The 15022-nt window shown below is 56.0% G+C and carries 12 protein-coding genes, 1 tRNA gene and 1 other RNA gene; 4 read left to right on the forward strand and 10 right to left on the reverse strand.

Translation table 11 applies throughout. The features are described 5' to 3' along the window. Nucleotides 1-214 precede the first annotated feature (214 nt). The 3 genes from rimP (at nt 215) to infB (ending at nt 5067) form a co-directional block, all read left to right on the forward strand. Nucleotides 215-685, forward strand: a complete 471-nt coding sequence (rimP, locus tag HQ37_RS03510; protein ID WP_036880550.1) for a ribosome assembly cofactor RimP — start codon at nt 215-217, stop codon at nt 683-685. A gap of 15 nt (nt 686-700) precedes the next feature. Next, nucleotides 701-2044, forward strand: a complete 1344-nt coding sequence (gene nusA, locus HQ37_RS03515; RefSeq protein WP_036880553.1) for a transcription termination factor NusA — start codon at nt 701-703, stop codon at nt 2042-2044. Between the two features lie 107 nt (nt 2045-2151). Beyond that, the gene (gene infB, locus HQ37_RS03520; protein WP_036880556.1) at nt 2152-5067 is read left to right on the forward strand and encodes a translation initiation factor IF-2; all 2916 of its coding nucleotides are present in this window, start codon (nt 2152-2154) and stop codon (nt 5065-5067) included. Nucleotides 5068-5221: 154 nt separating this feature from the next. Here the strand turns inward: infB and rnpB are convergent. The 10 genes from rnpB to mltG form a co-directional block, all read right to left on the reverse strand. After that, an RNA gene (rnpB, locus tag HQ37_RS08075) (RNase P RNA component class A) lies at nt 5222-5612 on the reverse strand. Nucleotides 5613-5675: 63 nt separating this feature from the next. Then, a complete protein-coding gene (locus tag HQ37_RS03525; RefSeq protein WP_036880889.1) occupies nt 5676-6788 on the reverse strand; it encodes an Mrp/NBP35 family ATP-binding protein in 1113 nt (370 codons plus the stop codon). Between the two features lie 17 nt (nt 6789-6805). Next, a complete protein-coding gene (trmB, locus tag HQ37_RS03530; protein ID WP_036880558.1) occupies nt 6806-7552 on the reverse strand; it encodes a tRNA (guanosine(46)-N7)-methyltransferase TrmB in 747 nt (248 codons plus the stop codon). 4 nt (nt 7553-7556) lie between these two features. Further along, nucleotides 7557-7883 (reverse strand): hypothetical protein, encoded by a 327-nt coding sequence (locus tag HQ37_RS03535; protein ID WP_036880561.1) that lies wholly within the window; start codon nt 7881-7883, stop codon nt 7557-7559. Nucleotides 7884-8324: 441 nt separating this feature from the next. Next, nucleotides 8325-8398 (reverse strand) — tRNA-Ile (locus HQ37_RS03540). 79 nt (nt 8399-8477) lie between these two features. Next, nucleotides 8478-9455 (reverse strand): porphobilinogen synthase, encoded by a 978-nt coding sequence (gene hemB, locus HQ37_RS03545; RefSeq protein WP_036880565.1) that lies wholly within the window; start codon nt 9453-9455, stop codon nt 8478-8480. A 59-nt stretch (nt 9456-9514) separates the two neighbouring features. Then, nucleotides 9515-10159, reverse strand: coding sequence for a helix-hairpin-helix domain-containing protein (locus HQ37_RS03550; protein ID WP_036880573.1), 645 nt, complete (start codon nt 10157-10159; stop codon nt 9515-9517). Between the two features lie 27 nt (nt 10160-10186). Continuing rightward, the gene (locus HQ37_RS03555; protein ID WP_036880576.1) at nt 10187-10870 is read right to left on the reverse strand and encodes an ABC transporter ATP-binding protein; all 684 of its coding nucleotides are present in this window, start codon (nt 10868-10870) and stop codon (nt 10187-10189) included. Between the two features lie 5 nt (nt 10871-10875). Then, nucleotides 10876-11637, reverse strand: a complete 762-nt coding sequence (locus tag HQ37_RS03560; protein ID WP_036880583.1) for a ThiF family adenylyltransferase — start codon at nt 11635-11637, stop codon at nt 10876-10878. A gap of 50 nt (nt 11638-11687) precedes the next feature. Continuing rightward, on the reverse strand, nt 11688-12779 hold the full coding sequence (gene mltG / locus HQ37_RS03565) for an endolytic transglycosylase MltG (RefSeq protein ID WP_081951745.1): 1092 nt from the start codon (nt 12777-12779) through the stop codon (nt 11688-11690). A gap of 190 nt (nt 12780-12969) precedes the next feature. On the opposite strand from mltG, the gene HQ37_RS03570 reads away from it, so the two are divergent. Then, the gene (locus HQ37_RS03570; protein ID WP_081951746.1) at nt 12970-15003 is read left to right on the forward strand and encodes a S41 family peptidase; all 2034 of its coding nucleotides are present in this window, start codon (nt 12970-12972) and stop codon (nt 15001-15003) included. Nucleotides 15004-15022 lie beyond the last annotated feature (19 nt).

The raw sequence follows: 15022 nt of genomic DNA on the forward strand, positions 1-15022 counted from the left end.
TCTCACTAGGCAATGGGAGTTAGATCAGGATGTAAACTTCGGAGTTTAAATCCCATTAAATGCACTATTTGTGCAAATAACGGCATACATATTTTGTTTGTCTGCAGTAGTTTTTTTAACTTTGTCAGCGGAATGAGATACATGGAGGAGGCAGAAAGGCTTCCTCCATGTTTCTTTAGTAGCATATCACCATTTCATCAACCGATAGAGCATTATGATAGAGCAGTCAGTAATCCAATCCATCGTGCAGGCCCACATCGAGCAGCACAATCCCGACCTATACATCGTGGAGGTATCGATACACCCAGGCAACCGCATCCTCGTGGAGATCGGTGCAGATCAGGGCGTTAGCATCGATGAATGCGTGGCCTTGAGCAAACACATCGAGAGCCAACTAGATCGTGAGGAGGAGGACTTCGAGCTCGAAGTTGGCTCGGCTGGCATTACCTCTGCCTTCAAAGTACTTCGCCAGTACATCGGGGCGATCGGCTCAGAGGTCGAGCTACTCCGCAAGGGTGGCATCAAGGAGAGAGGCCTACTGCGCTCAGCCAACGAGAGCGGAGTAGAGCTCGAGGTCGAACGCAAGATCAAACCTGAGGGGGCTAAGCGCAAGCAGCTCGTCCTCGAGGTCATCCAAATCCCCATGGACGAAGTCCTACAGACCAAACGTATTATCAAGATCTAAAGCAACAACTCAATAATGGCAAAGAAAAAAGAAACAACAAGTCTGATCGACTCTCTAGCAGAGTTCAAAGACCTCAAAAACATCACCAAGGAGACCATGGTGAGCGTCCTGGAGGACGCTTTCCGCAATGTACTCTCTAAGATCTTCGGGACAGATAGCAACTGCGATGTCATCATCAACCCCGAGCGTGGAGACTTCGAGATTTGGCGCACACGCCGTGTCGTGGGCAATGGAGAGGTAATCAATCCCCCCCTCGAGGTGGAGCTCAAGGAGGCTCAGATGCTTGACCCCGAGGCCGAGATCGGCGAAGAGGTTACCGACCAAGTGGACTTCTCGGCCTTCGGTCGTCGTGCCGTCATCAACCTACGTCAGGCCTTGGCCAGCCGCATCCTCGAGCTACAGAAGGACAACTTCTACGCTAACTTTTCCTCTCGTATCGGAGAGCTCATCACCGCCGAAGTCTATCAGGTTTGGAAGCGAGAGGCTCTGCTCATCGATGATGAGGGTAACGAGCTCTTGATGCCCAAGAGCGAACAGATCCCTGGAGACTTCTTCCGCAAGGGAGAGACTGTGCGTGCCGTGATTGCCCGTGTAGAAAATGAGAACAACAATCCTAAGGTCATTCTCTCCCGCTCAAGTGGGGAGTTCCTCAAGCGTCTACTCGAGCTCAACGTGCCTGAGATAGCCGATGGATTGATTACCCTCAAGGCCGTGGCACGCATCCCAGGCGAGCGTGCCAAGATAGCTGTCGAATCATACGACGACCGCATTGATCCCGTAGGGGCCTGCGTCGGGATGAATGGCTCTCGTATCCGAGGTATCGTACGTGAGCTGCGTGGGGAGAATATCGACGTTACGACCTATACGAGCAATACCCTACTCTTCATCCAAAGAGCCCTAAGCCCAGCCAAGGTATCAGCTATTACACTCAGCGAGGGAGATGTCAAGGAGGCAGAGGTTTACGTTCGCCCCGAGGAGGTACCACTGGCCATCGGGAAGAATGCCTCCAACCTCAAACTCGCATCGCTACTCACAGGCTACCGCATAGAGATCTTCCGAGATGGAGAGACTGAGGGTGAGGAGGACATCTATCTAGATGAATTCGACGACGAGATCGATCCATGGGTAATTGATCTGCTCAAGAACATGGGTTGCACCACAGCCAAGGCTGTCCTCAAGAAGGGCAAGGAGGAGGTTATCACCTCCACAGACCTCGAGGAGTCTACAGTAGATCACCTCTTCGCAGTCCTAAGCGCAGAGTTCGGCGACGAAGAGAGCGAAGGGGCTACTGAGGAGGAGGCTACCAACGAAGAAGACCTCGACCCTAAGGAGGGCGAGAGTGAGGGAGCTCAAGATTAACTCGCTCGAGGCCGAGTAAGCGGGAGGCGAAGGCCCAAGGATACCCCTCCCGACAGACCCAGGGGACAGAGCGTCCCAGATAGACATTACACAAAGAAATAGCAAGTATGGCAAAAGATATAAAGTTAGTAGAACTAGCCAAGAAGCTCAACGTCGGGGTGCGCAGCCTGCAAGAGACCTTGGAGCAGAAGGCCCTGCTAGAGGCCGCCACACCCAATACCCGTGTTGGCCGCCAAATCGCAGAGCAGCTCATCCAAGAGCATGGCAAGGGCCTCCCCCGTGAGGCTATTGAGCAGATCAAGCAGGAGCTCTTCGCCCCAGTGAAGCAAGAGGCTAGCCCTCGCACCGAGACTAAGCTCGAGCCCAAAGCTGAGGTAGAGGCTGCACCCCAGCCCCACAAGCAAGAGTTCAAGGTCGTAGGCCACATCGAGGATCTGAACAAGAGGGCTCAGGGCGAGCCCCAAGCAAAGCCTAAGGTCGAGGTAAAGCCCGAAGTGAAGCCTGAGGCTAAAAAAGAGGAGGCTAAGCCTGCCCAGTATGTAGAGCCTCAACCTCAAGTCAAGGAAGAACCTAAGGTCGAGGTAAAGCCCGAGACCAAGCCACAGACAGAGAGCAAGAGTACACCCAAGATCGAGACTGAGCCCAAGCCAGCAGTACCCCCTGTAGCAGAGGCTGAGGCGAAGCCCGCCCCCTCAACCGAGACCCTTGCCCCCGCAACTAGCGAGGCAGGGACGACGGAGACCGAGGGAGGGATATTCCGCCACACAACTCCTGAGGGGGTTCAACTCAAGGTGGTGGGCAAGATCGACCTCTCGAGCATCAATGACAGCATGCGCCCAGCCAAAAAGACAAGAGCTGAGCGAAATAAGGAGAACAACGAGCGCAAGAAACGGGCTCGCATCAACAAGAGTGCTGTCGATGTCAAAGCCGAGGTAGCCAAGGCCAATGATGGTTCGAACAAGAAGGCCTCAACAGGTAAGAACGGGATGAACGGCAAGGGCTCTCAACCCAACTCTGATCGCAACCAGCGCAATGGGCAAGGCAATGGCTCAGCCAACAAGAACGACCGCAAGGGTAAAAAGCAGAAGGCTGAAGCTCCCAAGGCTGTCGTAACAGACGAGGATGTACAGCGTCAGGTCAAGGAGACTCTTGCTCGCCTTACGGGCAAGAGCCCTCAGTCAGGCAAGAGTGCCAAGTATCGCCGAGACAAGAGAGACGCTGCCCGCTCTGCCGCCCAAGATGCCCAAGAGGCAATGGAGCAGGAGAGCCGCACCCTCAAGCTGACAGAGTTCGTTACTGTGAGCGACCTGGCCAATATGATGGACGTGCCAGTAACCAAGGTCATCGCCACCTGTATGAGCGTAGGGCTTATGGTATCGATCAATATGCGCCTGGATGCTGAGACGATCGACCTCGTAGCTGAGGAGTTTGGCTTCCAAACAGAGTTCGTCAGCGCAGAGGTGGTTGAGTCCATCGGTCAAGAGGAAGAGGATAGTGAGGAGGATCTGACCAGCCGTCCGCCCATTGTTACAGTAATGGGACATGTAGACCATGGTAAGACCTCGCTCCTAGACCGCCTACGCAATACCAACGTCATCGCAGGCGAGGCTGGGGGGATTACTCAGCACATCGGGGCATACAGCCTCAAGCTATCCAATGGCAAGCGCATCACCTTCCTCGATACCCCAGGACACGAAGCCTTTACCGCTATGCGTGCACGAGGAGCGAAGATCACCGACATCGCCATTATCATCGTGGCAGCAGATGACGACGTGATGCCTCAGACCAAGGAGGCCATTAACCACGCAGCTGCAGCTGGTGTACCCATCGTCTTTGCTATCAATAAGATTGACAAGCCTGCCGCCAACCCCGACCGCATCCGAGAGCAGCTGGCCGCAATGAATTACCTCGTAGAGGATTGGGGCGGGAAGTATCAGTGTCAAGAGATCAGTGCCAAGCAGGGTATCAACATCGATGAACTGCTGGAGAAAGTTCTCTTAGAGGCAGAGCTGCTCGAGCTCAAGGCGAACTCGAATCGTCGTGCCATCGGCTCTGTCATCGAATCTTCGCTAGACAAGGGTCGAGGCTACGTTACAACCATCATGGTGCAGAACGGGACGCTCAACAATGGCGACATCGTCCTCGCTGGGACGTTCTTCGGTAGGGTGAAGGCGATGTTCAACGAACGTAACCAAAAAGTGCAGCAAGCTGGCCCCAGCACGCCTGTACTCATCCTCGGGCTCAATGGAGCACCCACCGCGGGCGAGACCTTCAACGTCATCGAGACAGAGCAGGAAGCCCGTAGCATTGCGAACAAGCGTGAGCAGCTCAAGCGAGAGCAAGACAATCGAACTAAAAAGGGCCTTACCCTCGACGAGCTGGCTCGCCGACGTGCTTTGGGCAACTTCCAGGAGCTCAACGTCATCATCAAGGGCGACGTGGACGGTTCGATCGAAGCCCTCTCGGACTCGCTCATTCGCCTCTCTACAGAGGAGATCCAAGTCAACGTCATCCACAAGGGCGTGGGAGCAATCTCCGAGAGCGATATAGTGCTGGCCTCTGCCTCCTCGGCGATCATCATCGGCTTCCAGGTTCGTCCTATGCAGGCTGCCAAGCGCAAGGCTGAGGCAGAGGGTGTAGAGATCCGTACCTACTCGATCATCTACGACACGATCGAAGACATCAAGAGTGCGATGGAGGGGATGCTCTCGCCAGAGATCAAGGAGAACGTGGTGGCAAACCTCGAGGTACAGCAGACCTTCAAGATCACCAAGGTGGGGACGATCGCTGGCTGTATCGTACTCGAGGGGAAGATCAAGCGTTCGAACAAGATCCGCCTCATTCGAGACGGGATCGTCAAGTACTCAGGTGCTTTGGGCTCGCTCAAGCGTTTCAAGGACGATGCCAAGGAGGTGGTCATGGGTCAGGACTGCGGTCTGAATATCGATGGCTACAATGACATCATGGTCGGCGACGTGATCGAGGCCTACGAAGAGATCGAGATCAAGAAGACGCTGGACTAAGCCCTTAGTCTCAGCACAGAAAGGCAATAGGCCAAGGCGAGGAGTCAGCTCTCTCGACCTTGGCCTATTGCTTTGTCTTACAATGTAGGAGGCTGTAGCTCGAGCCGCTCAAAGAGCGGCGGACGATCTACAGCCTCCTGTCTAGATGAGGGGAGGGGGGAGAGGATCTATAAGCCGAGTTCTGTACCCCAAGGCCGAGGCCTCGAGGCGTCTGTCATTTATCTGGGCCAGATGTCTCCACCTGGCTCTAGCGATCTACCCTCCGACATGGGGCGAGCAACCCTCATAACGTCGGTTTACATGATCTTGCAACCCATAAGGTGTACGGCCCAGCCTGTTGCCAGGGCTGGCGGTGAGCTCTTACCTCACCTTTTCACCCTTACCGACAGAGGTCGCTCCCGAGGGATTGACTCCTCTGTGGCGGTTCTTTTCTGTTACACTACTCTGCCCTCACGGACGGCTTCCCGTTAGGAAGTATGGAGCTCTGCGTTGCTCGGACGTTCCTCACCTGCCTCTAGGGCAAATGCGACAGACCGATCTTCTCCCCCCTGTAGGGGTCTTCTTCCCCTGGAGAGGGGGCGATGTATGGTAAAGGCCCAGGGCCTCAATTAGTGCGTCATCTCGACACGCTGCGTGGGGGCTAGCTCGGCATTGCGCCGCTCGACCTGCTCAACGAGGTTGGCCGCCAGTGTGCGGAAGAATATCCCCGTCATGCTATTGGTCTGTATTGCCGAGGGTGCTCCCTCGTCGCCAGCCTCACAGATCCCTTGTACGAGGGGGATCTGCCCCAATAGGGGAATACCCATCTCCTCGGCGAGGGCACGGCCGCCATCACGGCCGAAGATGTAATAACGGTTCTCAGGCAGCTCGCGGGGGGTAAACCAGGCCATATTCTCGACGAGACCGAGGATGGGAACCCCGACCTTCTCGTCGAGGAACATCCCGATCCCCTTGATGGCATCTGCGATAGCGACCTGCTGAGGTGTCGTTACGACGAGTGCGCCAGTGAGTCCTAGGGTCTGCACGAGGGTTAGATGGATGTCGCTTGTCCCAGGAGGCATATCGAGCAGCAGATAGTCGAGCTCGCCCCAATTACCCTCCGAGAGGAGCTGCTTGAGCGCATTGCTGGCCATGCTGCCACGCCAAAGGACGGGGCTGGCCTTGTCGATGAAGAAGCCTATCGAGAGGAGCTTGACACCATAGCGTTCGACGGGGGCAATGAGCTCCCGCCCATCGACCTCCTCGAGGACGGGGCGAGCATCCTCGCAGCCGAACATCTTGGGCATAGAAGGGCCGAAGATGTCTGCATCGAGCAGCCCCACACGATAGCCTGCTTGGGCCAAGGCTACGGCTAGATTGGCCGATACGGTACTCTTGCCTACGCCACCCTTGCCCGAGAAGATCGCCACGACGTTCTTCACCCCAGGCAATAGCTTAGCCTCGACCTTGGGCTGGAGCTCGGGCATCTTGACTGAGATATTGCCCTTGATCTCAACGTCAGGGCCAACGTAGGTGAGGATAGCGGTCTCAGCCGCCTTGACTACGGACTTAACGAAGGGGGAGTTGGGCTTGTCAAAGATCAGCGAGAAGCTGACCTTGAGCCCATCGATGCGAATATCGTCCTCGACCATGCCAGCCTCGACGAGGTTCTTCCCCGTACCAGGGTAACGAACCTTTGAGAGGGCCTCGAGGATTAGGTTAGGATATATAGTAGTTGCCATGAAGTGATCAATCAAAATTATTGTACCCTGCGAGAGCGGCTGTAGCTGCGATAGCTATCGGGCTCGATCTCGATCTCGGGCTCTTGAAGCCCAGCCGCCGGGATGCTGGGGGAGAAGCGGATATACTTGATCGTAAGCCCTCGACTGAGCCACTGACGCTCGTAATAGGTTTGGATCTCGGGCACTTGATGCTGGAGCTCCGAGGCATAGAGATCTTCTGTAATGAGGTCTATCGGCTGATGGTTCAGCTCGAGCATCGCTCGGGTGTAGGTGTAGAGGAAGGAGCTATCCGTCTTGAGGTGGATGCAACCCGAGGGGGCAAGTAGCTGCGCATAACGCTCGACGAAGCGAGTGCCCGTGAGCCTTTTGGTAACCTTCTTCATCTGTGGATCGGGGAAAGTGATCCAGATCTCATTCACCTCGCCAGGGGCGAAGAAATGCTCCAGGAGCTCGATCTCAGTGCGCAGAAAGGCCACATTGCTCAGCCCCTCGAGCTGACTCTCTGTAGCCCCTGCCCACATGCGTGCACCCTTGATGTCTATGCCTATGAAGTTTGCCTCGGGCCTTAGGCGTGCGAGCCCGACAGTGTACTCGCCACGCCCGCATCCCAGCTCGAGGATAATCGGATGGTCGTTGCCGAAGAAGTCCCCACGCCAACGCCCCTTCAGGGGAAAGCTCTCCTGAGAGATACGAGCGAAGGGGTACTGGAAGACATGCGGGTAGTCCTGCATCTGAGCGAACTTCGCCAGCTTGTTCTTACCCATCTGCTTACTCGAAGAGATTTACCGTCTCACAATACTCCAGCTCTCCCTGTACGACGAAGCGGATCTCATCCTTGTCGAAACGTCCGACCCCATCTTTGAGGGCATTCTTGACCACATAGTCGAGCAGCTCCTCTTCATCGAACTCGAGGACTGCATCCTCGTCGTCGACATCGTCGCCAATCAACCCACGGCTCTCGTAAAAGTCGTAGATGAGGTCTACGAAGTAGACGATGTCGTCGTCGCTGAGCTTCTCCTTGAGCTCCTGGGGGATATAGTTGCGGATGAAGGCCACAGAAGCACCATCATCGTAGCCGAATATTTCGTCTGCCATATTTTATTCATTTATCTAGTGATGTAGATCTATTTGACTGCGAAGTTAACAAAAAGCTCCGAGGCATAGACTTCGGGAGACGAATTGCCCCTCGACAGAGCTCCGACTTAGACCTCGATCGAGACCCTATCTGGATCTCTGTAGAGCTTCTACTTGGGTCTCGAGTAAGCTCCTATCTGAGTCTCGGTGGCGATCCTATTACCCTCTCTGCTGAGGGTCTACCCTCCCCTCAGCTGCGCCCCTATCGGCATCGACTGTGAGAGCCAAGTTGAGGCTCAGCGGAGCACCCTGTAGGAGTTCATCGGCCGTCCTATCGAGGGCCCACTCGAGCCCTCTCACTAGAGCAACACAACTCTCGTAGCTCTAGGGCAAAAGAGAGAGGCTGCGCCACATCTCCCTGTATGAGGGGATGGGTGGCACAGCCTCCTGTTGATCGCAGCGTGGTCCCACTTGGGCTTGAACCAAGGACTCCCTGATTATGAGTCAGGTGCTCTAACCGACTGAGCTATAGGACCAGCTCGCGAGAGGACTCAGTCCTACTCTTCGAGTTTTGCAGGTGCAAAGATAGGGCTTTGAGCTCGATTTGCCAAACGTCTAGCCTTGATGTAGCAGTCGAGCGGCCTCGGCAGCGAAGTAGGTCATGATGATCTTCGCCCCTGCACGCTTGATCGAGAGCAGCGATTCGAGGATGATGCGATCTCCATCAATCCATCCATTCGCTGCCGCAGCCTTAATCATAGCATATTCACCACTAACCTGATAGGCTGCTATAGGTAGATCGTAGCGCAGGCTAGCCTCCTTGATCACATCGAGGTAAGGCAGAGCGGGCTTGACCATGACAATATCCGCCCCCTCATCTATATCGGCCTCAATCTCTCTGAGAGCCTCACGACCATTAGCTGGATCCATCTGATAAGCCCTTCGATCCCCAAACGAAGGGGCCGAGTCTGCAGCATCTCGGAAGGGGCCATAGAAAGCGGAGGCGAACTTGGCCGCATAGGACATAATCGGCATTTGGCTAAAGCCCGCCTCGTCCAAAGCTCGACGCATGTTCAGGATACGCCCATCCATCATATCGCTAGGGGCAACCATATCCGCTCCGGCACGGGCGAAGGAGACTGCCTGGCGAGAGAGATACTCGAGCGTCTCGTCATTGGCGACCTCATGACCGTGGATGATGCCACAGTGTCCATGATCCGTATATTCACACATACAAATATCGGCCACCACGATCAACTCGGGCAGGGCTGCCTTGATGGCACGGATGGCCTGCTGTACAATGCCACCATGATCGTCGTAGGCCTCCGACCCTGTAGCATCCTTGTGCTCAGGGATGCCGAAGAGCATGACTCCCGAGACCCCTAGGCGGGCCAGCTCGGCACACTCGAGGACTAGATTGTCCACCGAGAGGCGGTACTGCCCCGGCATACTACAGATCTCCTGACGGATGCCCTCCCCATGGACAACGAAGAGAGGGGCAATGAAATCACTTGGACTAAGGCTCGTCTCACGAACCAACTGGCGCAGCTCCTTGCTCTGGCGCAAGCGACGTAAACGTGTAAGAGGATACATTGACGTTGAAGTTATTTTTATTGATTAAAGTATCTATCGTTATAAGGCTGAGAAAGGCTCTAGGGGAAGTAGGGCGAGAGGCGGACACTATCGTCATAACCGAACTCAGCCTCCCGCATCAACAAAGGCCAGGAGAGACGCTTGCCGTGGCGATGCACCAAGCGGCGCAAGACTCTCGTCTGCCTAAGGTTCAGATACGGATGCCGAGGCAGCTCATCAGGATTGAGGCTAGAGAGCGGATGCCTAGTCGGAGGGCTCTGCACCTTGAACCAAGACTTGAGTTCGAGGAAGAGATCCTCCTCCATCCCATAGACTTCCTGTAGCTGTAGCGGTGTGTAGTAACCGCCCAATCGGCTACGCAGGGATAGGATCCGACGAGCGAAAGCAGGGCCAATGCTGGGCACCTTGAGCAGAGTCAGCGAATCGACCGCATTGAGATCGAGCACGACCCTGTCCTCGAATTTCTTCACCCCTCCCATGCGATACGCAGCTCCTGGAGGGCCTACATAGTCCTTCGAGGTATATAGGGTATCGGTCGAGGCCTCAACGAGCTGCTCAAGGCTATCCCGAGAGGCAGCCGAGAGCCGACCCGTAGAGCCTCCGCCTACAAGGTGAAGTACTAGAGCGGTGAGGACCAAAAGCGACAAAAGAAGCAGGACAAGCCGCTCCGAGCGACCAACAAAGAGGAAGTGGCGGGGTTTCATACGGCTGGATCTATTGGACGAGGGTATTTAACCTTGAGGCGAGGATTCCTCGACACCCGAGATCATCCCGTCTCGGAGGCTGATCATTCGATCTGCCCGTCGAGCGAGCTCGAGGTCATGCGTTACGATGACGAAAGTCTGACCGAGATCTCGACGCAGGTCGAAGATTAGGTCGTGCAGCTCCTGCTTATTCGTGCTGTCGAGGCTACCCGAGGGCTCGTCAGCCAAGATGACTCGAGGCTCATTCATCAAGGCTCGGGCTACGGCTACACGCTGACATTCTCCGCCCGACATCTCGCCAGGCTTGTGCCCCTGGCGAGGCCACAGCGATAGACGCTCGAGCAGCTCAGCAGCCCGGGCCTCCACCTCACGGCGACGTCGGCCCATGATCAGGGCGGGCATCATGACGTTCTCCAGGGCGGTGAACTCGGGCAGCAGCTGGTGAAACTGAAAGATGAATCCTAGCTCTCGATTGCGAAAGCGAGCCTCCTCCCTCGGGCTAAGGCTCGAGACCTCCACCCCACCGATACGCAGGCATCCGCCAGGGTCGGAAGGAGAGAGCGTGCCAAGGATCTGCAGCAGGGTGGTCTTGCCCGCCCCACTAGAGCCTACGATCGAGACGATCTCCCTTGGGGCTATGTCTAGATCTATCCCTTTGAGTACCTCCAGTGTACCAAAGGTCTTATGTATATTGCGTGCCTCTATGACCATAGTACTTAGGACTTATCCTCTACAGAGGGGTAAGTAGCTCCGTCTGCCAAATGCCTCAGGACATAAGCCGCTAGATGGCATCCGAAGATCATGGGCATATAGGAGACAGTGCCTGCTGTGCTGCGCTTGCATTGCTCTCCCGAGATCTCTACGACAGCCTCCTCATCGGGCAGCTCTGTCGAGAAGACTACGGGTAGACCGCTGCGAATACCCATCTTGCGCAGTCGCTTGCGCAACACCCGAGCCAGCGTACAGTTGTAGCTCTTGGAGAGATCGCCGAGCTGAACGGAGGCAGGGTCTTGCTTCGCCCCTGCCCCCATTGAACTAATGATCGGAAAACCTCGCTCGAGGCTTAGGGCGATCAGATGCACCTTGGGGCTCAGTGAGTCTATAGCGTCGACGACGAAGTCATAGTGATGGGCATCGACGAGGGCCACAAGGTTGTCATCCTTCATGAACTCCTCGATGATCTCGAGGTGGATCTCGGGGTTAATATCTCTCAATCGCTCTGCCAGCACAGAGGCCTTTGCACGCCCTACGGTGCTGTGCAGAGCGACGATCTGACGGTTAATATTAGACGGCTGGACAATGTCGGCATCGACGAGGGTCATGCGGCCAATGCCTGCTCGGGCAAGCATCTCTGCACACGCCCCCCCGACACCACCTAGGCCGACGACGAGGACGTGGCTCTCGGCAAGCCTCTGCATTCGAGGAGAGCCATAGAGCAGGCGAGTACGCTCGCACCAGTGATTGTTATGATCTATCATTTGAAGTCTAGGGCGTGCCTCAGCCCTGTGGCTGAGGCACGAAGGATAAGCTATTTGATGCCCCGAGCATTGAGGGCTTGCTGATACTTGCGGGCATTGACCTGATGCTCTCTATAGCTGGCCGAGAAGTTATGGTAGCCAGAGAAGTCTTCCTTGGCACACATGTAGATATAGGGATGGGTCTCTGCGGCCAAGACCAGGTCAATCGTAGTGGGTCTAGGGATACGGATAGGCCCTGGGGGGAGGCCTCGCACTCGATAGGTGTTGTAGGGCGAAGCGACGCTGAGGTGGGCGTAGAGAATGCGACGCAGAGCAAAATCCTCTAGAGCGAACTTGACCGTAGGATCGCTCTGCAAAAGCATCCCTCGGCGCAGTCTGTTGAGATAGAGGCCTGCGATGCGAGGGTATTCGTCTCGCTTGGCCGACTCCTCCTCGACGATGGCTGCAAGGGAGGTAACCTCGTCAGGACGGAGACCTAGCCGCTCGGCTTGCGCCCTGCGCTCTACATTCCAAAAGCGTCGATGGTGTCGGGCAATCGTGTCGATAAGCCCCTCGGCAGAGATGCTCCAGAGCACCTCGTAGTCGCCCCTAAGCAGGAGGCTACGAATACTATGCGTACTCAAACCATAGCGGGCACAGAAGGTGCTGTCGGAGAGTAGCTGATAGAGCTCTCTCTCGGGGAGCATCAAGTGGCTGGAGAGGTGTCGACTAATCTCCTCGGTGGTGCGTAAAGCCCCGACGGAGATCGTAACGGGGCTCTCCTCGCCCTCGGCTAGAGCCCTGATGATCTCTCCCATATTCATCCGAGGAGTGATGGCATAACGCCCTGGACGGAGCTTCGCCTCTAATCCCTCTCGACGAGCCAAGAAGGTGAAGAGACGGGGATAGCGCAGCCACACCCTACTCTGTACCGAATGAATGACGGTCTCGAGATCTTGTCCTGGACGAACGAAGACATAGGCCGTCTGCTGTAGCCTACCTGCTGGTCTATCGAGGATGTAGTAGAGTGCGAGGCCTGCGAGCAATGCAAGGGCCAGTAGGATGGCCACTAGGCGATAGATCCACAGATAACGAGACGAGGGCTTGCCCTCTGATCGTTTGGATCGAGGCGAGGTGGTCTGGGTTGCTTTACTCTTGTCCATAGGATGCCTGTTTGATGTACACTACTATCTTACAAAGATAACACTTTTGCCCCGACGTCGGGGAGTGATAAACGGCCGATGGAGAGCCGGAGCGTTACAAAAGAGCGAAATAGTTACCTTTAGCATACCAAAAGCGACCTCAAGACCGTTAGAGAGATAATGAGAGATCTATTCACACCTAAAAGTATTTATGATGTCGCACGTACTCAAACGAATGTTCCTAGCCCTCGGCCTCCTGATGCTCTGGGCTATGCAGGGCCATGCACAGGAGGGCCCTACCCTACTTTGGCCCATCGAGGGCAAGCAGGCTGGCGAAGATATTCTCTATCGCCCACAGGACTACATCGACAGAGAGCTCAACCTCGACAACCTCTTCATCCAAGCCCCCGAGGGCTCTCAGGTGGTGTGCCCTACCGATGCAGTTGTCAGATCCATCTCGCTGAGCTATTACTCCAGCCTAACTCAGACGATGGGCTTCCCCCTAGGGGGCGACTTCGGGGTTGCGGTCGCTGAGGTCAAGGCCAAGTACGCCTCTCGCCTCGGCCCTATCCGCTATCTAGCGGCTCAGATTGGGCTCAAGATGAAGGATGGCAGCACGATCTATATCTCGGGACTGAGGCCTGCCCGCCCATTCAAGACGGGGCAGCGTGTCTCCCGTGGCGAGCTCCTCGGCACAGTCCTCTACTCCTACCACAAGATCAACGAACCCTCGATCTCGCTATCCATCTCGTCGGCTCAGGGCAAGCCTCGAGACCCGATGACTCCCTTTGGGCTCAAGACTACCTACAAAGCTCCTGTGGTGTCCAAGCCCAAGGCTACGCTTAGCCGTGCCGAGGCCGAGGCGGACTATCGCCAGCTAGCCCAAGCCATACGGGAGCTCTACCCCTCGCTGGAGGATCTGATGAGCCTGGACGAATACGATCGCTTCGTCGAGGCCGAGATCGCTCGCCTGCCTCTTCAGCTCTCGAGAAGGGAGTTCGGACGCATCCTCTCTCGCTACAATCGTCAGATACACGACTCGCACCTCTTCATCGACTGGCAGACGAGCTCTAGTCCACGTACACCCATGATCCCCGAGATCATGCCCAGCAAGGTGGGTGGTAAGCTGGTGGCTCTGCTGGCCAGCAAACGCCTCGAGCGGTACATCGGTCGTGAGATCACGCACATCAATGGCCGATCGCTCTCGGAGCTAGAGGCTCTCGAGGACGTAGGTCAACGGCATATCTACGACGCTGGTGTACGATCGGTGCTAGAGCGCAATCACTTCCTCAAGTATTTCTTCACCGAGGGCATACAGCTCTCCCGCAAGCGCGAGAGCGACCCCATACGGATGACCTTCGCAGACGGAGAGGTGCTCGACGTCCCCATGCTCAAGCAAGACATCAACAAGCCTCTCTATGGCCAGTCGCTCCAAGGCTACGCAAGGGTACAAAGGGTGAACCGACACAAGGATCGCTTCGACCTGCGTGTACTCAGCGACACCACGGCCTACATAGGGCTCTCGACCTTCGAGCTCAACGAGGTGGAGACGGACTCGATCGTCGCCTTCATCCGAGAGATGACTAGGCGCAGGCAACCCGCCCTGGTCATCGATCTGAGGAATAACCCTGGTGGGGCAGTCGAGGTGCTGGAGGCTATCACGAACGAGCTACTGCCCCGAGAGCGGGTGGCTGTGAAGAGCTACTCGATGGTCAATGCCGTAGCCTTCGACACCCCTACGCTCAATCTCGTCCAGGGCGAACCCATCTTCGAGGGCTACAAGCCCATCGAGGGGCGCAGGGGGCTCTACCTACTGCCCCAATCTCAGGAGGCAAGCCCCGAAGGGGAAGAGAGGACGACAGAGGTCTACCCTGGGCGCGTGTACGTCCTCACAGATGCGGGCTCGGCCTCGGCCTCTACAGAGCTAGCAGGCAGCATCAAGCGCAATAGGCGAGGCCTGGTGATCGGGCGAGAGACACAGAGTGCCTACCACTGCTTCACAGCACAGAAGTTTGCCAACGTGGGGCTCAAGCATAGCCATTTCTATGCCGTGATCCCACTGGTGCGCTGCGTCTTCGACGAGACGGTAGACGAACGCTTTCCCCGTGGACGTGGGGTAATGCCCGACCTACACATTCCCCTATCACTCGAGGAGGTTCATAGCGAAGGAGATTACCTACTCGAGCGAACGCTCCAGCAGATCCGCCAAGATCTAAGAACGGGGGACACCTCTATACATCCCTAGGCCTCGGGCTTAAGAACCC

Origin of the sequence: Porphyromonas sp. COT-239 OH1446, from assembly GCF_000768875.1 — a bacterium.
Lineage (GTDB): Bacteria > Bacteroidota > Bacteroidia > Bacteroidales > Porphyromonadaceae > Porphyromonas.